Origin of the sequence: Metabacillus indicus (assembly GCF_046603695.1) — a bacterium.
GTDB lineage: Bacteria > Bacillota > Bacilli > Bacillales > Bacillaceae > Bacillus_P > Bacillus_P indicus.
This window is the reverse complement of record NZ_CP176757.1, coordinates 1,212,285-1,231,035: the sequence shown is the minus strand read 5'-3', so window position 1 is coordinate 1,231,035 and position 18,751 is coordinate 1,212,285. Positions and strand designations below refer to the sequence as shown.

The window sequence follows — 18,751 nt, the reverse complement described above, 5'->3', positions numbered from 1 at the left end:
CGTTCCTCACCTTCCTCCGGCGATCGCAACGGAAAGATGTTCGTCTGCTTTTTTCATCTGATCGACCGATTGCCGGGTTGCGTCTGCGTTAAGAATCAGCAATTCTTTATAAGTTTCCATCGCTTTTTGACAGGCTTCATTTACCTCGTTCAGCTTTTTTATCGCTTCCAGTTCATTTCCTGCACCGATGCCTGCCGGAAAATCAGTCTGAAGGGCATGAATAGCTGATTTCATGGCAGCCAGTGCTTCTTCTATTTCACCGTAATGGATTTTAATTTCCGTTCCCAATCCGTTCCTCTCCCTTTACCGGGTTTTTTCCGAAAGCAATGCTTCTCTTCGCTCTTCAGCTTCAAGTGAGGCAATGGCTGCTTTTACATGGTTAATCTCCGTCATAATCTGCTGGATTTTTTGATCCAGCACCTGGAATACATCACGAAATTGAGACATGTGAATCTCCTCATGTGCCGGCTGTATGTCGTTTTCCCGAATTCTAGTAAACTCATTGGACAGCTCACCGTACCACGTATCAGACGTTAATTCCGGTTCGGCCGCCAAATGCCGGCTGCTGAAAAAGTCATACTGATGATCGGACAATTGACTGCTGCATGTGCGCAGCCGCTGAAGCTTTTCTTCCAAGTCGCGCAGCTTTGCGTTTTGGGCTGATAAAGACAAAGGTTTGCACCTCCTGTATAGATTTTCCTCTCAAAATTTTAACACTATTTACCAAACGTAACTATTAGCTATTAGTCCCAGTTTGTAAATTCGACACGTTTTTTAATGAGTCTTACTGCCTATCTCCCAAACACTTAACGTGATGGACTTACCAAAAACACCGCAGTTTTTTATCAGAATCCGCAAAGCGGGACCGCAATTTCATCTTCTTTTTCTCCGTAAAATGAACAAAACACCTGATGCTGGGAGAAAATCAGGTGTTTTTGCAAGTAGTTTATGGTTCTATTTTTTCAGCTTATCTGATTTTAGCTCCATGATCTCTTGTTCAAGTTTATCGATCCGCTTCTTTGTTGTGTTTCTAGATTTAAAAATAAGTGACAGGATGCCGAATACCATAGCAAATATAAAAAGCTGAAAGACTATGTCCCCTGTGTTTGCCATAGAGCAGTCTCCTTTCCGAAAACAAGTATAATGAATATACGTTTCCAGTAAGAGAAAGTTTCATTTTTAGAAACTACCTGTACCCGCTCCCCTTCACAATCAGAACCAATATTGCCGTAAGTATTAACCCTCCAAGAATAAACGGCCCGAGACCCGAACTGTAGACAAGATATACTTTCACATGCTTGATGGTCGTGACGATCACATAGACGAAGAAAATCAGGCTCAGTCCGGCAATGAGCGGAACATATGGATTTCGCTTCAAATTGATCAGCCCTTTTTAAAGCTTTTAATTATGCCTATGCCAGCGACAATTTGTATCATGCAAAAAAGGCGCCATTCAAGGAAGAATGTGCGCCAATTATATTTACATCTCTCTTCCCTTCGTCTCCATCTTTTTCGGAAAAAGAGTGTAGCTGAAGCTGATGAGAAAATCGACGACGAGAACAAGCGTCCAGATCTGCAATGTTCTAAACAGCTGCTCGGTTTGCTGCCCGTTGTTAATGTAGAAAATGATTGCCCCAAGGAAAAACACTCCGATTGCCCATGCCAGAAGATGCCGCAGCCAGCCTTCCCGTTCACGCTTTGCATGTTCTGATCCGTGCTTTGCTTTTTTCGGCGGCTTTTCTCCATCAGCAAATCTGTAGGCAAAGTGCCGGTCCGCCCATTTAATCATGCTGTGCCCATAGGCAATGCTTACGCCTATATAAATCGCCGCAATTCCATGCACCATGCTGGCGGTTGCCCCATTTTTCAAATCCAGCACCGTTGCTGCCAGAAGCACAAGGTCAACGACCGGTGTACAAATCAGTAAAAATGCGCCAAGTTTCTTCTTTTTCAAAAGATACCTTGTAGCCAAACCTGCTAAAACAAAGACCCAAAATCCGATTTCACATGCAATAATCAGCCAGCCAATCAAGTAAGCTCCCCCTTATTTAACACAAGTGTATGATTTAATAGTAGCAGAATGTTTTTTATAATACAACTGTGTTATAATAAAGACATGCCAAAAATAATTGATCATCACAAACGAAAACAGCAAATAGCCGAAGCCACGTGGAAAGTGATTGCCGAGGAAGGCATCGAGCAGGCGACGGTTCGGAAAATTGCAAAGGCGACCGGACTGTCTGCGGGAGCCCTGAGGCACTACTTTTCCACACAGTCTGAGCTGCTTTTATATTCCATGAACCTTGTTTCCGAACGAGTAAAAGAACGGACAATGTCCAAAATGTACCAAGGGGATCCAATCGACCTTATAAAAGAGGCCCTGTCGGAGCTGCTTCCGATTGATGATGAGAGAAGACTGGAAATGGAGGTGTGGCTCGTTTTCTCCGTCAAAACACTCGTAGATGAAAAGCTGCGTGCTCTAAGCGAAGATGTTTATGTGGAAATGAAAGAAGGGATCAGCGCCATCATTCAGCTGCTCGTCAATCTTGGCCTGCTGAAAGAAGAGTGTAATCCGGATGAAGAAGCGGTCAGGCTGCATGTATTAGTCGATGGTCTTGCCATACATCACTTGCTGCACCCTGCTTCTTTTCCGCAACAGAAAATGATGGATGCGCTCCAGTATCATTTGAAATCCATTTGTACGTTTTAAAAGGGAGGGCTATTCCGGTCCTCCCTTGAGTACCTCCTGCTGCCAGAGCTGATAGAGATAGATCAGCACTGCCATGAGCGTAAAGGTCGAATATATCTTCCAGTTTGTATAGTTCACAAGCTTATACAGGCCAAGGCTCTCAAACCACTCATTCAAGGGAAAAGCAAACATGGCATCGATGACAAGATTGATCAGCAAGTAAAGCTTAAAATTTCCAAAGGTGAAATAAAAAATCCAGATGGTGCCCACCAGAAAGGCTCCGAACACAAACGGAAAGTATGTAATAATTTGCGGAAGGATGGTTTCTTTGACCACCCACCACTTGTAGGTATAGGCGAGCTCGTTCTGCACCGTTACAAGGAGCGATGCAAAGATGGCGACCGGCATGAACCGTTTGATGGTTTGCTTGTCCAAGAAAAACAGTGACAGCCATGGAACAATAAACGACGACCAGATGATAAAGTCATTGAGCATACCGTTTCTCCTCACAGGATTGATAGGTTTAATCTTTCCTATCCCTGGAAAATCATTCGGGTATAGAACAAAAAGAGCGGCCGCTGAATTGTCAGTGACCGCTCTTTTTGTTACATAGCCGTGCAAATTTCAATATAATGACCGTCCGGATCTGTTACATAGGCGACCGTTTGTCCCCATGGTTTGACTGTCGGTTCCTTTACTACAGGTACGCCGGCGCTGCGCAGCTTTTCAATTGTTGATTCAACATTCTCAACGGTAAATCCAACTTCAAAGCTCTGGGGCGCATCGGTCTCGGGCATGTCCAGTCCAATTAGTTCCCTCACAGAATCACGCGTATTCATCGATAAAGTCGTCGCCCCGGTGTCATACTCAACATACGTCCCCTGCTGCATTTTCACCTTCAAACCAAGTTGATCACGGTAGAACTTCATTGATTTTTCAACATCAGTTACATACAGAATGACGTATTTCATCGATAAGTTCATTTGCACAGACCTCTCTCCGCTTTAAGATTAGCTAATTTCTTCCATAGGTATAAGCTAAAGCTATTCATTGGAGATGTCAACGTCAGTTAGTTGCACTTTTCAGTGGTTTACTTGAGTAAATGCTTCTTTTAGTTGAAAATACAGAGCCTTTACTTGCTGAATTGCTGCATTCACTTGAAAATTCCCAAACGCCTTCCAATTTATCTTTACCAAACAAATTTACCCGCGAAAATTTCTCAGACAATGAAGGAGAAACTGGTAAGTAATGTGGAAACCATCAATAGCAAATTTTAGAGAAAGTACCAGTCGAGACCAACCTTCATCTAAAAATCTAGGTCGTGCATTAAAACAAAGTTTAGGAGGATGCTAGACTTGAGTTATATTGATAATGTATTAAAAAGTATTAAGCATTCGGTAAATTACAAAGGAGAAACACAAGTTAAAATTGATGGTGAATTTTATATTCTAAAAATAGAATTCAATAAACCTGCATCCACACAAGAAATAAATGTTTTTGAACAGGTAAATAATATTATATTGCCTGTAGATTACAAGGATTTCCTTGTGCAGCATAACGGTGCTGAAATGTATAGATTTGTAGATGATAATGGCAAAATAACAGGAGGTGGCCTCCATCTATTTAGTCTAGATGAAATCAGTGAGGTTAAATCTAAAGTGAAAAATGTAGAGCCATTTAATGGAGCAGGTATTCTAATAGGGCATCTACTTGAAGATTGCTATCTGTGTATTGATCCTGAAAAAGCATTAAGGGGATCACATAATTACTTAAATATGCTTGAATTCATTGAAGTGCTGCCAATTAGTTATAATTTTGAGCGTTTTTTAGAGAAGTATGTTGAGCATAATGGCGAGGTTTTCTGGCATTAATTGTAAAAATTACCAGGATTCATAGCTTCGAATAATGAAAAAGGTGAAATTGGGCATTTGCTCAAATTCACCTTTTTCTATTTTAGGGTAAGGATTTGAAGAATTCTACTAAACCTAAAGGCAGAACAAATGTAATAACACTTGTACCCATCTTCCCACTCAACATTTGTGTGGTACATTATTTTTATGAGAAGTGTTACTGATTTAAATTCCCAGGATAAAAAATTCCGGTGATGTTGTCCCTGCACCTACATATAGCTAGCTGTCCAGTTAGATATCCGATTGCTCCCTCTCCCATTCAAGAAGCCATGCTTTTCGCTGAATTCCGCCTCCGTAACCGCCAAGTCCGCCGTCAGAAGCAATGACTCTATGGCATGGAATCAGAATGCAAAGCTGGTTAGCGCCGTTCGCCCGCGCGACGGCTCTGTAAGCTTTCGGATTGCCTGCCTGAACAGCTAGCTCCTTGTAGCTGATCGTTTCACCGGGCGGAATTTCTCTCAGCAATCTCCATACGTTTCGCTGAAATTCAGAGCCCGCTTCTGAATAGATAGGTGTTTCAAAAGTAAGACATTTTCCCTCAAAGTAATCGTTCAGCTCACCTTCGATCTGTTCAAGAACCGAATTGGTCCCTGGAACGATGGCTGCAGTATGCTTTGCCCTAAGGTTCTCCAGTTCTTTTTCCAATCCCCGGCGGTCAACAAATTCAACTAGATACAGCACTTCTTCATCCGCGACAGCAACCATTGGACCAAGCTTGGTTTCAATCCATTTTGCTGTGAACAGCCGGATGTCCCTGTTTTTCTTAGGGACCGCACCCATTGTTTTGGCAAAGGCATCGCGGAAGCCGTTTCCTGACTCATAGCCGCTGTCCAACTGAGTGTAAATCAACGGTTTTCCGTTTCGGATGTGCTGGAAGGCCATCCCGAGACGCCTTGAACGCGCGTATTCGATGAAAGTCATGCCGAACTGTTTCTTGAATTGCCGTCTGGCTGTATGTGCAGTAATAGACAGCTCATCAAAATCTTTGTCTGTCCACTTTCGCTGAGGATTTTCCTCAATAGCAGCAACGAGTTTTTTCACTTCAGGCGAAAGCGTGCTCGGCGTGCTTAGCGGATGACATCTCTTACAGGGTCTGTATGAAGCAAGCGCTGCTTCCTGAGCTGTTTTGAAAAACTCGCAGTTTTCTTTTAAAGGCTTTTTCGCAGGACATGTCGGCCTGCAAAAGATGCCCGTTGTTTTTACCCCGACAAAGAACGTCCCCTCGTACGATGAATTTTTCTCAACCAGCATGCTGTAGTAGTGATCAATCATTTTTTGATCGTGGATCATTTGGTTTTTCTCCTTTATAAAGACTAATGGTACTAGTATCTTAACAAAAGGAAACGACTCGAAAACCAGAAAAATGAACATCAATTTTTTTCACACTAAAGGTTCATTTCCTAGCTTTAACCACAAACCTGTGCTGCTTCACTTCGAAATAGCCTTTTTCTGCAATCTCATTATGAATCATGAGTAACCGCTCTTTGAAAAGATCAGGGGCAAAATCCAGAACCTGCCAAGGAATCGCCTTTAAATAATAGATGAGAGCCCCAATGTCATAAAAACGCTGAGAAGGATGCTCCTCTTTTGCAAACAGAATAGTAAATTCGGCTTCTTCTAGTCCATGCAAGGCATTTGAAAGATTCCACTGAAGATATTCCTCATTTGGCTTCACACCAAGAGCCTCATTTATTCCAAGACAATCCAGACCGCCAACCTGCTGTGTCAGGAAGAGTCCTCCTTCTTTTAAGATGCGGCTGACTTCTTCAGGGGCAAAGGATTCATGCTGGTTCAGGATCAAATCGAATGTCCCGTCAGGAAAAGGAAGTTCTGCATCGTTATCAACGGGAACAACGGTCACGCCCAATGGCTCAAGTTTGTTTTTGGCGACCGAAATGTTCGGTTCATATCCTTCTGTTGCAGTAACAGATGCAGGGAACGGCTGCAGTTTTGATAAAAATTCACCGCCTCCTGTACCCATGTCAAGCATCGATACTGCATCAGAAATAAGGGATTGCGCCATGCTGCCGTAAGACCATGAGAGCAGACCGCTCTGCATTCTTCCGGTTTCTGTGATGAAGGAAAAGTCCCATCCTGTGAAGGGTCTTTCCACTTCTTTCATATACTCTTCAAATTTCATTCTGTTTCCTCCTTGTCATTTTTATGGCTTATCCAATGATTTGGGGAGGACCTCTGATTAATGCAAAGCGTTGTTATCGTTCGTGATTAAATGGGTTCATGTTAATCTCCTGTCTGTTTAAACGTTTTGTTACTAAAATTATGGCAAAAGGAATGGATTTGCACAATTCATATTTTTTAATAAATCCAGACATTAAAGAACCAGTCCAATGGAATGGACTGGTTCTTTTGATTAAGATTTAATTACTTCCAAGTAGCGAAGCTGATTTCCGTCTTTCTCAAAGACTTTAAACAAATTGCCCTCTGCTTCGATTTCGGTTCCGGTTTCAGCATCAAGATGATGAGTGAGGAACCATCCGCCGATTGTATCGACATCTAACTCTTCCGTATTAAAGGTTGTTCCAAGCAATGTATTGACATCTTCAATCAACAGTTTTGAATCCAGGATGTAGTGTCCTTCGTTAAGCTTGCGGATCTCGGGAACCTCATCTTCATCGAATTCATCTCTGATTTCCCCGACGATCTCTTCTAAGATATCTTCAGCTGTCACAAGCCCTGAAGTACCTCCGTATTCGTCAATCAGCACGGCCATGTGTGTACGCTCTTTCTGCATTTTTACAAGAAGATCGTGGATTGCGATGGTTTCAATTACATTAATGACAGGATTAATGTAGTCGGCGATTTTTAAAGTGTGCGGTTCCTGCTTGGTCATGACTGCAGCTGTAAGCAGTTCTTTGATATTAATGAAGCCCTTAATGTTATCCTTGTCCCCGTCAACAACCGGATAACGTGTGTAGTTTTCATTTTTGACAATCTCAAAAATGTTTTCAAAAGAGTCATCTATTGAAATAGATACAATGTCCGTTCTTGGAACCATGATTTCTTTTGCGACTCTTTCATCAAACGCAAAGATATTATTCATATATTTCAGTTCGTTCTTATTGATTTCTCCGCTTTTATAGCTCTCTGAAAGGAGAATTCTAAGCTCCTCCTCAGAGTGCGCTTCTTCATGCTCAGAAGCAGGCTTCAAACCGAACAGACCAACCAGAATTCTTGCTGAACCGTTCAGGAACCAGATAAATGGGAACATGAGACGGTAAAACCAGATGATTGGAGTCGCAAATACAAGTGTTACCGCTTCGGCTTTTTGAATTGCTACCGTTTTCGGAGCAAGCTCGCCGATAACGACGTGAAGAAAAGTGACAATCGCAAATGCAATACCGAACGAAAGAATATGGGTCATCGTTTCGTTTATATCAAATCGTTCAAACAATGGGTGCAGGAGTTTCTCAACTGTCGGCTCTCCAAGCCACCCAAGCCCGAGTGCTGTTATGGTGATTCCAAGCTGACAGGCAGACAAGTATTCATCAAGGTGTGTTGTGACTTTTTTTGCTGCAAGCGAGCCTTTTTTGCCCTCTGCAATCAGCTGGTCAATTCTTGAACTTCGGACCTTAACAATGGCAAATTCCGTCGCAACGAAAAATGCAGTCAGTGCAATCAATAATGCAATTAATAAAAGATTTATGGTTGTCAACGAGCAGTCTTACACGGGGTAAGACCTACACCTCCAATAATAGTTTTTGTTTCAGCGCTAAAAGGACCTGCATTAAGCACTTTTTTAATACCAACTTTTTTTTTTGAAAAATTTAATGCAGCAGCAGAAGCAATGACTGAATTAAGGATAAGCTTTCACTTGAAATATTCTTTTTGAGACTCTCATACTTTTCAGGATCTGACTCTTTCAGCTGTTCGAGTGCTTTTGTGACATCCTGTTCCAGCCCCTGTATTTTAAGGCGGAGCTCAAGCACATCCACTTCCTCCGAAAAACGGCTGATAACCTTTTTCTTAATCTCTTCAAGAGAATGCCCTTCTGCTTTGCATTTTTCAATAAAAGCAATTCGTTCTATAGAGGAATGATCATAGTACCTGTAATTTGAAGGAGAACGTTCCGCTTTAAGTAATCCCAGTGTCGTATAATAGTCAATTGTCCGCTTAGTCACTCCGGTAATTTCAGCCAATTCTCCAATTTTCAGTTTCTCAGCCCCAAGTCAACCCCCCCCAACCGTAACGTGATGGTTTTATTATATGTGTGACAGTTTATGATTACAACCAAAAGGAACAGACTTCGCAAAATTGTCAAAAAGTCTGTTCCTTTCCTTGCTTTAATTATTTTTTATAATGAGAATATTTATATTTAACTATTCTGAAACTTTAACGGGCTCTTCTGCGTATACTTCTTTAAGACAAGGAGGACGTGACTATGAACTACAAGAACTATGAAAAGAAACATGTATTTGGAGTCATTGGTTTTCTCATTCTTATTTTAATTCCTTACTCTTCAATCCTCTTCCCTTTTATGGTCGCCGACGTGCTTTATGCCACAAATCTGACGTGGTTTATCCAGCTTTCTGCTGAAACGTACCTTTTGTATGGAACCGGATTTCTGATGTGGGCACTTGCCGCTTTGATTGCTGCGTTCAGAAAAGCGGATCGTACCTCTATTATGTCAGGATTGATACTTGTTTTTCTCAGCATTGTGCCTTTTACATTCGGAGCCATTCAGCATAAACAGCTCAGTGATGAAGGAATTTCCTACAGCGGAGGAATCGAACAGCACCAATACACATGGGATGAAGTGGAGAGCGCTGTTTTTCATTTGTCCAAGGAAAAAGGAGAACCCTCTATTATTGAAATTGAATTCAAAGACGGAGAGAGTGTCTCCTTATTAAAAGACAAACACTTTACAGCGAATTACAGTTTGTTTCTGCAAAAAGTGAAGGTTCATCAAATTGCTTTTACAGGAGAATAGGGTGTTTACCGTTTTAATGAACACCTCTCACCTTCCCGCTTTTCGGCCGCTTCACAAGTTCACCGCCGCAATTCGGGCAGACAAATTCCATTTCTTCCGTACACTCGTGGCAAAATGTGCATTCGTACGTACAGATGTAGGCAGAGAAAGTGTTTGTCAGGTCTTCTGTACACCTTTGACAAGATGTTTTCATTTCTAAAGTCATTCAGCTCTCCCCCATTTTAAAATATATTCATTTTATAACCACCTGCGATAAGCAAAGGAAAGACGGTAACAAAATGCATCGTGATCAGATACTCCTTTTTCTCTCTTTCATATCTCCATTCCATATAAGTTCTGAAAGCAAAGAAAAGAATAATAAATGCTAAAAACAATCCCATAGAAAAGTCAAAAATCATTAAGCATATGATGTAAATGAGCAGCATGATTCTCTCTGTCCATCGATGTAATGTGCTGACGCCCCTGTAGATGAGCCCCTTTGTTTTTGGTATGTCCAGCTTTCTTCTTAATAAGTTCTCAGACAGCGTTCCGACCATGATGACGCCTGCAAAAAAAAGCAATCCTTTCAGCATACAAACACCTCCCATTCCATTATATTCCTTTCAACTTATGAATGGGTGCTTTTTTACTTAAAAAACGCCCAGGGCCTATGCCCTGAGCGTCATTGCTTATCCAGCCATCTTATGGCCTTGAACCTTTTGATCTTTCTTTTCAAGAGCACGGCTCCATCCAGTAAGGATGACAGCTCCGGCGACCATTACACCGCCGATCCATGCTGTGTGAATCAGGCCGATGGAGTCTGTAATGATGCCTCCGAGGAAGGCGCCGATGGCAATTCCTGCGTTAAATGCAGCAATGTTGATGGCCGATGCTACGTCCACGGCGCTTGGCACGAAGCGTTCTGCAAGCATTACGACGTAAACCTGAAGACCTGGAACGTTCATGAAGGCGAACAGTCCCATAACTAAAATGGTGATCAAACCTGCAATTTTAAATGGTGCTGTAAGTGTCAGGACAAATAGAACAATAGCCTGTGCGATAAACATATAGAAAAGGGCTTTGATCGGATTTTTATTGGAAAGCTTTCCGCCGATCATGTTTCCGATGGCAATGGCAATTCCGTATACAAGCAGAATAACGGCAACGGTGCCTTCTTTAAAACCAGTCACTTCAACAAGAAGCGGTGAAAGATACGTGAAGACGACAAAGGTTCCGCCGTATCCAAGGGCTGTTATTAAAAAGACAAGCAGCAGACGTCCGTTTTTCACAAGCTTCAGCTGATCGCCAAACGTTGTGCGGTTGCCTTTTTTTAAGTTAGATGGAACAAGAATGCTGTTTGCAATGAGAGCAAGAATACCAATAACAATAATGACAATAAATGCAAGTCTCCATCCAAACTGCTGGCCGATAAAGGTTCCGAATGGAACGCCTGTTACTGTTGCGACGGTAAGGCCTGTAAACATAATCGAAATGGCACTTGCTCGTCGGTCTTCAGGAACAAGGTCCGCTGCAATCGTTGAACCGATTGACATGAACACACCATGAGACAGCGCCGCAATTACGCGCCCGGCAAGAAGCATTTCAATGCTTGAAGCTCCGGCTGAAAGACTGTTTCCAAGAATAAAGACAATCATAATCCAAAGTAATAGCGTCTTACGTGACATATTCGAGGTTAATGATGTTAAAACCGGTGCCCCGAACATGACTCCAACCGCATAAAGGGTGACGGTCAATCCTGCGGTTGTAACCGGGATATTTAAATCCTCTGCAATCATCGGCAGCAGGCCGACACTGATAAACTCCGTTGTTCCAATGGCAAATGCACTGACTGCAAGAGCAAGCAGCGCCCACATACTTCTTTTTTTATCTAAGCTCATGTATTTCTCCTCCTGGTAATTGATATTTATTTTAAAACGTGTATGGTAAAGATCAGCCGGCAAATGTTATTATGAGATATATCGAACATAAAGAAAAGTACGTACTTTCAAGTGCTGTAGGAACTAAAAAGTTAGGTAGGCACTTTTTGGTGCCTATTAGATAGGAGGATTTATATGGAGAAGAAATACAACATTCCCGTTGAAGCAACTCTTGAGATTATCGGCGGCAAGTGGAAATGCGTCATTCTCTGTCACTTGACCCACGGCAAGAGACGGACAAATGAGCTGAAAAAGCTGATGCCGAACATTACGCAAAAAATGCTCACACAGCAGCTGCGCGAGCTTGAAGACGACGGCGTGATTAACCGGATTGTCCATCCGGAAGTACCTCCGAAAGTCGAGTATGAATTGAGTGAATATGGCTGGAGCCTGCAAAGCATTCTGGATTCCCTTTGCGCCTGGGGAGAAAATCACATTACGAAGGTATACGGTGATAAATCAGCGGTGCTTGAAGAAAGCATTTTGAATAACTAAGCGGAATTCCACTCGGGAATTTCGCTTTTTTTGCTTCTCAAGTCAGAACAAAATGGTATATTTAATAAGTCGTTCAATTTTTTGAGAAAGGAGGAAATCACATGCATTGGTATCTAGACGTTATTAAGAAATATGCGGTGTTTCAAGGCCGTGCAAGACGTAAGGAATACTGGATGTTCTTTTTATTCAATTTTATCGTAACCATGCTTTTAACAATGGTTGAACTTATGATCGGACTCCCGTCTGTTTTAGTTATTATTTATTCTCTTATTGTTCTTTTGCCTTCACTTGGTGTTGCTGTGCGCAGACTTCATGATGTCGGCAAAACCGGCTGGTGGCTGCTTATCAGCCTTATCCCGGTTATCGGCGGAATTGTCCTGCTTGTTTTCAACTGCTTGGACAGTGAGCCTGGAGCAAATAAATACGGGCCAAGCCCAAAATAAGAAAAGCGGAAGCGCCTGTTTAGCTCCGCTTTCAGAACAATAAAAAGCGAAATCCATTTTTCAGGATTTCGCTTTTTTACATGGTCTTGCTGCCCTTTATTCCGTTAATCGAGTACTCAGCTGTGATTTCAGCATTGAGGGATTGTGAGACAGAACAATATTTATCTTTGGAAAGCTGAATGGCCCTGATCACTTTTTCTTCAGGAAGATCGCCTTCCAGTTTGTAATGAATAGTGATGGCTGTAAACCGTTTTGGATGGTCCTCTGCCCGTGTGCCGGTGAGATCCATTTCAAACGAGGACGGATTGAGGCGCATTTTCTGCAGGATGCTGATGATATCAATCCCTGTACAGCCGGCAACGGCATGAAGCAATAGCTCTGTTGGTCTTGGTGCAGAGTTTTCTCCTCCCGCTTCTTTTGGACCATCCATTTTCACTTCATGACCGGATGGCGAGGTTCCTGAAAAGCTCATATTTCCAGTCCATTTAATTGTTGTATTCACGACTGACAGCTCCTTCCACTTACACTCTTTCTTACTATTCTCGTGCTTCTTTTAAATTATAAGGGTTTTATCCATACAATAGCATGCAGAAAAATGGCCTATCTCTGTTTTAATGAACCGATATGAAATTCCTGCATAGGTTAAAAAAGATATTCTCCTAACCAAAAGGGTGTGAATCATGTTGGAAAAACCTCTGGTTTCCATTATTATGCCAGTTAAAAATGAAGGAATTCATATTAAGAACACTATTGAATCTGCTTTAAACAGCAAAACAAACTGTCCATTTGAAATCATTGTCGTTGATGATCTTTCAGATGATGGATGCTGCTCCTTTCTGTTTCAATCCAAAGATTCTCGCATTAAATTGGTGCGGACCTCCGGGCTCGGGGCAGCCAATGCCCGTAATGCCGGAGCTGATGCTGCGAATGGGGAAATTTTTATTTTTTGCGATGCGCATGTTTTCTTTGAACATTACTGGCTTGAAAAACTGATTGAGCCCCTTTTGCAGGGAACAGCTGATGCCGTTAATCCCGGGATTGGCGATTCAAAACGGCCAGCCCGTGTAGGCTATGGAATTAGATGGAATAAACAACTTGAAATTGAATGGAGAAAAGAAGGAAAAAACGAACCATTTCCTTCTCCTCTGCTTGCAGGAGGATGCTTAGCTGTCACCCGAGCTGCGTTTGAAGATATTGATGGATTTGAAAGGGGATTTCAAGTTTGGGGACGGGAAGATGAAGAGATATCCCTCAAACTCTGGCTTTTCGGCTATCGCTGTTATATTGTCCCTGCAGTAAAAGTCCTGCATGTATTCAGACAGAGCTCACCGCCATTTAAGCTGAGCTGGAATCATGTAAATTACAATCTTCTGCGTATGGCACATCTCCACTTCAGTAAAGAACGGATTGAAAAATGCAGGAAATTGGTCAAATTCAGCCAGGAAGATAAACTGATGGCTGTGCTTGAAAAAAGCGATATTGATCTGAAACGGGTTCTTTATGAAAAAAAAAGGAAGTATGATGATGACTGGTATATGGAGACGTTTAAGATTCCTTTTTAATTCTGCTAGAAAAGTTTTGAATTTCCATTCAGTAAATGTGCTAAATAAGATGAAATCCGATCGATTGAACCTTCAATCTGATGAAACAGTTCAAGGATCTGCTTTTTATTCCTTTCGACCCATTGCTGACAGAATTGCGGGTTTGTTTGCATTTTTTTAATGATTGACGTTAGTTCTGAGGCTGAGTGAACGGACGGAAACCTTACGTACTCTTCCGGATAATTTTTTTGATAGATTTGGATGACAGGTCTGTTTAGAGCTGCTGCCTCAAAGATTGCAGTAGAATAATCCCCGATTATGAGGTCAGATTGAACAATCAGTTCATATAAATCTGTATGTGTAATAATTTCTCTCTCTTTTATCAGACCTTTTTGAATTAAAAACCTGCAATCTGACTTTTTAGAGTTTGGATGCAGTTTATACAGCACCTTCAAATGCTTTAAGGGCCTGATACTTTTTATAAAAAGAGACACATTTCTTACGTTGAAATCCTCTTTAGGAGAGCCTGTAAAAATATAAAGAATATGAAAGCTGTCTTTCCTGCTGATTTTTTTTGCTTTGACTGCTGTCAGGACATGCTCCAATTTAGGATTTCCAAGAACAACTGAACTTGGAATCTCTTTTTTCCTATTTAGTAATTCCTGAAAAAAATGACCCCATAGTAAAACTAGATCTGCTCCCCAAAAATCGTGCGGCTTATCCTTGTGTGCCGAAATTAACCCATGCTGCAATAATAAAAGGCAAATCGGAGATGGTGCAGATTTAATGGATTCCACGCAGCCAGGCGTTAATATAAAATGAATTCCGGCAATACATTTTGGCTTAATTAAAGCAATTAACTGGTCCGTAAGCAGTTTATCGAATGCATACCTTTTGTAAAAAGCATACAGTTTATTTTTTTGGGAAATCGTTAACTTTGAAATCGCCGTAAACGATGCCAGCTCTTTTTCATAGAATCTGGAAAAATATGAAGCAGCACGTGTATAAAGGTTGTGTTCCTTTACAAAAGTATTGTAATAAATTTTATTGATTTTTTTAGAGAGCATGGCTAAATTGGGAGATGATTTATCATAAACGATTAAATGAATCCGGAAACCTTTTTCAGCGAGAGCATTGGCAACTGGAAATAAAAGATGCTCATAATCTCTGCGATAGCACCCGAACATAAATAATAGATCTCCCATATACCATTCATTCTTAAAAATATCTCCGTTAAATTCTTTCATTTTCACCCGATTAATATATGAAGGCTTATGCTTGACTGGATCAAGAATTTCATGCCTGTAAAGCAGTTCAAGATTGTTCTGAATTATCGCAGGATAATGGTTTTCCCCTGACGATGAATGCTCTTTATCAGTCATATCAGCACCTCTCCATTAAACTTTTCCAACATATAAACTTCCAGCTTATAGAGATTTCCCATTCATCAAATAGAGATAAATCTCTTTTACATTCCGGCACTGTTCTTCCAGACTGACCAGATTTGACTTGTCAGTCAGAAACGATTCCACTTGTTTATATAAGCCGGGTTTAAAGGTCTCATCGTATTGATGGGCAATAGGAACTTCTTCTTTCAAAAAAGTGCCATGCTTCATTCTGTACAATTTTTCAAGTGGCTGTAGAATATAGGTGCTTTCATCTGTTCTAACTTCAATTCCCCATCTTCCTGGAGCCATCCAGTTGGCATGGTAACTAAAGAGAATGTTTTGATCTGTTTCCCCGGCGCCTGTATAAATGGCTCCATCAGGATGCCAGTCTATATGCCCCGAAACAAATCCTTTTATTAACTTAGGCCTTCCTGCAAGAAAAAAAGCAAGATCAATGACATGCGAAGAATTTGCCAGGAGCCAAATAGCCTTTAATTCTTCAGAAATATCACTGCCTTCGATTTTTTTGGACAGCTCTGTAAAATCAAAGTGAATTGAGCGGATCGGATTTTCTTCCGTCACCATGGACTGCAGTCTTTGCACAGATTCATAAAACCGTCGGTTGTAGCCAATGTAAACCCTGGCATGGAAGTGAGCGGCTGCAGATGAGATTTCGTTTAATTCTTTAAGGCTCGAAGCACCAGGCTTCTCAAGGAGCAATTCCTTAACTCCACTTTTCAACAGCAGCATAGCCGTATCTTTTAATTGATGGACCGGCACAGCTACAATTGCCTTCTGCTGTGAGTGGTTTGCTAAAAACGATTCAAAATCACCTGTGTATGCTTCGTAACCCGTTTGTTCTTTAAATCTTGCTGCAGTCTTCTCCGATCTAGTATATGAATAAAAAGGCTGCTTCCTTTTTTTCAGTACTTTTGCATATTCCATCCCCATTGTCCCGCAGCCAATCAGCAGGATGTGATTCATGTGATTGGACATTCTTCCACCTCATATCCAAGTGCTTTTGAAAAAAATTCATTCAAAGTTGCCAGCATTGCTAAGTGCAGCTGTTTGGACGTTTCATAATCCGGAAGCAAACACACACCCGATACTAGAATATCTTTTGCAATTATTGATGTGAGGCAGCTTTGCTTCGGATATTGAATGGCTTTTTCATAATGGGTATTTGTATGAATTAATTCAATCGTGCAGGTTTCCTTTAGAGGAAACACCTTCCATCTTTCATGATCAAAGGTGAATGTTATGCAGTATTCTTCCGACGATTGGCTATTTGAAACAATGGTTAGAATAGATCCCTGATTCGTACTTGCTTTTAAGGTGCCCGCCACTTCCAGGTATCCTTTGCGCTTACTTTCAACAACACTCTCCAATTGATCTGTTGTCACTATTATGTCTTGTGAATTTGTCAGATAAGAGAGTAGATCAAGTTGATGAATACTGTTGCAGCCGATTCCAAAATGCTTGTAGTCGACAGATATGTTAACCTTTGCCGTTATCTTCTTTTTTAATTCTTGATAAATTGAAAGAGTTCTTAAAGGACAATTCACCCAGCAGCCGAGGACATGATGATCTTTAAGCAGCTTTGACATGATGTCATAGTCCTTTTCTTTTTGAAATAAAACCTTTTCTAATATAAGGTAGGAAATGGAAGCTTTTTTTAAAACCTGGTCAACTGCTTCTAACCTGACTTTGGAATTTGTAGCGATGATACACAAATCAATCTTGTCAGGAATGGCAGTCAAGGACTCTGTCGGGTGACATGATATATCATTCACAGCAGCCTCATGAAATTTATGCTTGATTCGATTTAATGCCTCTGGGTCTGGATCGATTACATAGATATTCATTGGCAAACCTGATGAAAGCAATCCTTCAAAATGTCTGAATCCAATATTTCCCCCGCCGACTATCAGCACATTAAACATTTTTGCTATCCTTATCAATAATTTCCTGAAGTATAGACTTTACTATGACAGGTGACTCCTCGTAAGCTGACAGAGAATGGCTCAAAAAAGCTTGCGCCTTCTTCTCCAAATTGGCAACAAACTCATAATCAGATGCCAGAAGATTAAGATTCTCTTTTAACGAATTTGCGTCAAGAATTGTTTCGCCTGCTTCTGCTTGCACTAAATGTGAATTGAGCTTATTATGACTAAGTTTATAATGGTAAGGAATATTGGGCTGAAGAATGAACAAAGGTTTGTTTAAAAGTGCAGCCTCAATAGCTGTATTAGACGAAATGGTCAATAATGCGTCCAGATGATGCAGAAATTCATAAAGAGGATAATCTGCAGGAACAAATTTTACATTTTCTTTATTTTGAATGATTGAATACTCATGCTGATCAGCCCTGTGCTTTTTAACAATGAAAGATACAGGCAAGTTTTTGGGAACACTATCTATCCATCGCTCAATCTGGTCATTTGTATTTGGAAAAGGCTGAGTAGTAAAACCAACAACTTTGTGATTTTCAGGTATTTCCCAAGCTTTCATGAATGCATCTTTTGTAAGAACAGCAGGCTTTCTTTCATAATAAAATTTAACGTTACCTGTCTTAATAATTTTGGTTTCACAGATATTCCTGCTTTGTAAAAATTTCTTCTGGTTATCTCCCCATACAAAATAATAGTCGGCTCTAGATGGAATAAGCGGCTGATCTCCTATTAAGACCAGAGGCATATTTACAAATGGAATTTTGTATTTTTTGGCGAGTAAACCAAGAATTGCCCCAAAAATACTGGCTTCAGATGGAGATATGATAATGGCAGGCTTTGATTTAAGGATGAGTTGGTCAAGCATGTAAACCCACTTTATAACACCCTTATATGCTTTTAACAACCATTGTCTAAAATGCTGACTGCTTAAATAATAGTGAGTGGGCACAAGCTTTAGTGCCTCTTCAATCTGAAGTCCGAGCAGTTTCTGTTGCTTATTCACTACCTGATTATTCACTTTCATTAAGACGTTTTTAAAGTAGTAATGTTTGAAGTTAGGAGGTTTTATTCCGACTTGTGGCTTAGAAACAACTCCATAAAGCGTTACATCGAATTCACGCAGCTGATCACTAGCAAAAGCACTGTATTCATCTGACAGCAAAATGGCTTTTCGGTTGGTTTTTAATTTTACAGCGGGAATTTTAACTTCTTTCCCCAGTTCTTGATAAATGTCACTCATCTTTAAAAAACGGTTTTGTTTCCGCAGAATTGCGAGTAAACTGTGGTTAATCAAATTTGAATCAACAAATGGCTGAATATGCGGAAGCAAGAACTGGCCTGCCAAGCAATGGGAAAGAGGTACTCCAAAAATGTTAATGGAAGAGAAATACTTAAAAAAATCATCCAATAAGGAATATTTCAGCAAGTGATAATCATTTACTTCGTTTTCACCAAACATTACCTGTCAT

The 18,751-nt window shown here is 40.9% G+C and carries 26 protein-coding genes; 6 read left to right on the top strand and 20 right to left on the bottom strand.

Annotation, left to right across the window (positions count from 1 at the left end; genetic code table 11):
* Positions 1-6: 6 nt before the first annotated feature.
* From ACK1LH_RS06185 to ACK1LH_RS06165, 5 genes are all read right to left on the bottom strand, one after another.
* On the bottom strand, positions 7-288 hold the full coding sequence (locus tag ACK1LH_RS06185) for a YwqI/YxiC family protein (RefSeq protein WP_411334767.1): 282 nt from the start codon (positions 286-288) through the stop codon (positions 7-9).
* Positions 289-303: 15 nt separating this feature from the next.
* Positions 304-672: a DUF5082 family protein gene (locus ACK1LH_RS06180; RefSeq protein WP_411334766.1), complete on the bottom strand. Its 369-nt coding sequence runs from the start codon at positions 670-672 to the stop codon at positions 304-306.
* A gap of 282 nt (positions 673-954) precedes the next feature.
* Entirely contained in the window at positions 955-1,113 is a 159-nt protein-coding gene (locus tag ACK1LH_RS06175; protein ID WP_411334765.1) for a hypothetical protein, read from the bottom strand.
* Between the two features lie 73 nt (positions 1,114-1,186).
* Positions 1,187-1,378 (bottom strand): hypothetical protein, encoded by a 192-nt coding sequence (locus ACK1LH_RS06170; protein ID WP_411334764.1) that lies wholly within the window; start codon positions 1,376-1,378, stop codon positions 1,187-1,189.
* Positions 1,379-1,480: 102 nt separating this feature from the next.
* Positions 1,481-2,032: a hypothetical protein gene (locus tag ACK1LH_RS06165; RefSeq protein ID WP_411334763.1), complete on the bottom strand. Its 552-nt coding sequence runs from the start codon at positions 2,030-2,032 to the stop codon at positions 1,481-1,483.
* A gap of 84 nt (positions 2,033-2,116) precedes the next feature.
* Here ACK1LH_RS06165 and ACK1LH_RS06160 point away from each other — a divergent pair, with 84 nt between their 5' ends.
* Complete coding sequence (locus ACK1LH_RS06160) at positions 2,117-2,710, top strand: TetR/AcrR family transcriptional regulator (RefSeq protein WP_411334762.1); 594 nt, start codon at positions 2,117-2,119, stop codon at positions 2,708-2,710.
* A gap of 9 nt (positions 2,711-2,719) precedes the next feature.
* On the opposite strand, the gene ACK1LH_RS06155 is transcribed toward ACK1LH_RS06160, so the two are convergent.
* A complete protein-coding gene (locus ACK1LH_RS06155; RefSeq protein ID WP_411334761.1) occupies positions 2,720-3,184 on the bottom strand; it encodes a hypothetical protein in 465 nt (154 codons plus the stop codon).
* A gap of 110 nt (positions 3,185-3,294) precedes the next feature.
* Positions 3,295-3,672, bottom strand: a complete 378-nt coding sequence (locus ACK1LH_RS06150) for a VOC family protein (RefSeq protein ID WP_282035204.1) — start codon at positions 3,670-3,672, stop codon at positions 3,295-3,297.
* 372 nt (positions 3,673-4,044) lie between these two features.
* Here ACK1LH_RS06150 and ACK1LH_RS06145 point away from each other — a divergent pair, with 372 nt between their 5' ends.
* On the top strand, positions 4,045-4,560 hold the full coding sequence (locus ACK1LH_RS06145) for an SMI1/KNR4 family protein (RefSeq protein ID WP_411334760.1): 516 nt from the start codon (positions 4,045-4,047) through the stop codon (positions 4,558-4,560).
* Between the two features lie 270 nt (positions 4,561-4,830).
* Here the strand turns inward: ACK1LH_RS06145 and ACK1LH_RS06140 are convergent, their stop codons facing one another.
* From ACK1LH_RS06140 to ACK1LH_RS06120, 5 genes are all read right to left on the bottom strand, one after another.
* A complete protein-coding gene (locus tag ACK1LH_RS06140; RefSeq protein WP_411334759.1) occupies positions 4,831-5,889 on the bottom strand; it encodes a bifunctional transcriptional activator/DNA repair enzyme AdaA in 1,059 nt (352 codons plus the stop codon).
* A 103-nt stretch (positions 5,890-5,992) separates the two neighbouring features.
* On the bottom strand, positions 5,993-6,739 hold the full coding sequence (locus ACK1LH_RS06135) for a class I SAM-dependent methyltransferase (protein ID WP_411334758.1): 747 nt from the start codon (positions 6,737-6,739) through the stop codon (positions 5,993-5,995).
* Positions 6,740-6,970: 231 nt separating this feature from the next.
* Complete coding sequence (locus tag ACK1LH_RS06130) at positions 6,971-8,272, bottom strand: hemolysin family protein (protein WP_029282266.1); 1,302 nt, start codon at positions 8,270-8,272, stop codon at positions 6,971-6,973.
* A gap of 112 nt (positions 8,273-8,384) precedes the next feature.
* Complete coding sequence (locus ACK1LH_RS06125) at positions 8,385-8,756, bottom strand: MerR family transcriptional regulator (RefSeq protein WP_411334757.1); 372 nt, start codon at positions 8,754-8,756, stop codon at positions 8,385-8,387.
* A gap of 176 nt (positions 8,757-8,932) precedes the next feature.
* Positions 8,933-9,028, bottom strand: coding sequence for a hypothetical protein (locus ACK1LH_RS06120; protein ID WP_411334756.1), 96 nt, complete (start codon positions 9,026-9,028; stop codon positions 8,933-8,935).
* On the opposite strand from ACK1LH_RS06120, the gene ACK1LH_RS06115 reads away from it, so the two are divergent.
* Positions 8,999-9,547 carry a hypothetical protein gene (locus tag ACK1LH_RS06115; protein ID WP_411334755.1) on the top strand — a complete coding sequence of 183 codons (549 nt, stop codon included), beginning with the start codon at positions 8,999-9,001 and terminating at the stop codon, positions 9,545-9,547. The genes ACK1LH_RS06120 and ACK1LH_RS06115 overlap by 30 nt on opposite strands.
* A gap of 13 nt (positions 9,548-9,560) precedes the next feature.
* On the opposite strand, the gene ACK1LH_RS06110 is transcribed toward ACK1LH_RS06115, so the two are convergent.
* The 3 genes from ACK1LH_RS06110 to ACK1LH_RS06100 all read right to left on the bottom strand — a co-directional run bounded on the left by ACK1LH_RS06110 (position 9,561) and on the right by ACK1LH_RS06100 (position 11,424).
* Positions 9,561-9,752: a DUF1272 domain-containing protein gene (locus ACK1LH_RS06110; RefSeq protein WP_411334754.1), complete on the bottom strand. Its 192-nt coding sequence runs from the start codon at positions 9,750-9,752 to the stop codon at positions 9,561-9,563.
* Positions 9,753-9,768: 16 nt separating this feature from the next.
* Positions 9,769-10,119, bottom strand: coding sequence for a DUF4181 domain-containing protein (locus tag ACK1LH_RS06105; RefSeq protein WP_411334753.1), 351 nt, complete (start codon positions 10,117-10,119; stop codon positions 9,769-9,771).
* 96 nt (positions 10,120-10,215) lie between these two features.
* On the bottom strand, positions 10,216-11,424 hold the full coding sequence (locus tag ACK1LH_RS06100; protein WP_411334752.1) for an MFS transporter: 1,209 nt from the start codon (positions 11,422-11,424) through the stop codon (positions 10,216-10,218).
* A 174-nt stretch (positions 11,425-11,598) separates the two neighbouring features.
* Between ACK1LH_RS06100 and ACK1LH_RS06095 the strand changes: the two genes are divergently transcribed.
* A complete protein-coding gene (locus ACK1LH_RS06095; RefSeq protein WP_411334751.1) occupies positions 11,599-11,958 on the top strand; it encodes a winged helix-turn-helix transcriptional regulator in 360 nt (119 codons plus the stop codon).
* Between the two features lie 101 nt (positions 11,959-12,059).
* Positions 12,060-12,401, top strand: coding sequence for a DUF805 domain-containing protein (locus ACK1LH_RS06090; protein WP_411334750.1), 342 nt, complete (start codon positions 12,060-12,062; stop codon positions 12,399-12,401).
* Positions 12,402-12,477: 76 nt separating this feature from the next.
* Here the strand turns inward: ACK1LH_RS06090 and ACK1LH_RS06085 are convergent, their stop codons facing one another.
* A complete protein-coding gene (locus ACK1LH_RS06085; protein WP_411334749.1) occupies positions 12,478-12,903 on the bottom strand; it encodes an OsmC family protein in 426 nt (141 codons plus the stop codon).
* A gap of 178 nt (positions 12,904-13,081) precedes the next feature.
* Here ACK1LH_RS06085 and ACK1LH_RS06080 point away from each other — a divergent pair, with 178 nt between their 5' ends.
* Positions 13,082-13,963, top strand: a complete 882-nt coding sequence (locus ACK1LH_RS06080; protein WP_411334748.1) for a glycosyltransferase — start codon at positions 13,082-13,084, stop codon at positions 13,961-13,963.
* Positions 13,964-13,968: 5 nt separating this feature from the next.
* Here the strand turns inward: ACK1LH_RS06080 and ACK1LH_RS06075 are convergent, their stop codons facing one another.
* Genes ACK1LH_RS06075 through ACK1LH_RS06060 form a run of 4 tightly spaced genes read right to left on the bottom strand, consistent with a single transcriptional unit; the run spans position 13,969 to position 18,741 of the window.
* Positions 13,969-15,324 carry a CDP-glycerol glycerophosphotransferase family protein gene (locus ACK1LH_RS06075; protein WP_411334747.1) on the bottom strand — a complete coding sequence of 452 codons (1,356 nt, stop codon included), beginning with the start codon at positions 15,322-15,324 and terminating at the stop codon, positions 13,969-13,971.
* 45 nt (positions 15,325-15,369) lie between these two features.
* Positions 15,370-16,326, bottom strand: a complete 957-nt coding sequence (locus ACK1LH_RS06070) for a Gfo/Idh/MocA family protein (RefSeq protein WP_411334746.1) — start codon at positions 16,324-16,326, stop codon at positions 15,370-15,372.
* Positions 16,311-17,273, bottom strand: coding sequence for a Gfo/Idh/MocA family oxidoreductase (locus ACK1LH_RS06065; RefSeq protein ID WP_411334745.1), 963 nt, complete (start codon positions 17,271-17,273; stop codon positions 16,311-16,313). The genes ACK1LH_RS06070 and ACK1LH_RS06065 overlap by 16 nt, the downstream gene beginning before the upstream one ends.
* Entirely contained in the window at positions 17,266-18,741 is a 1,476-nt protein-coding gene (locus ACK1LH_RS06060) for a hypothetical protein (protein ID WP_411334744.1), read from the bottom strand. Before ACK1LH_RS06060 ends, ACK1LH_RS06065 begins: the two co-directional genes overlap by 8 nt.
* Positions 18,742-18,751 lie beyond the last annotated feature (10 nt).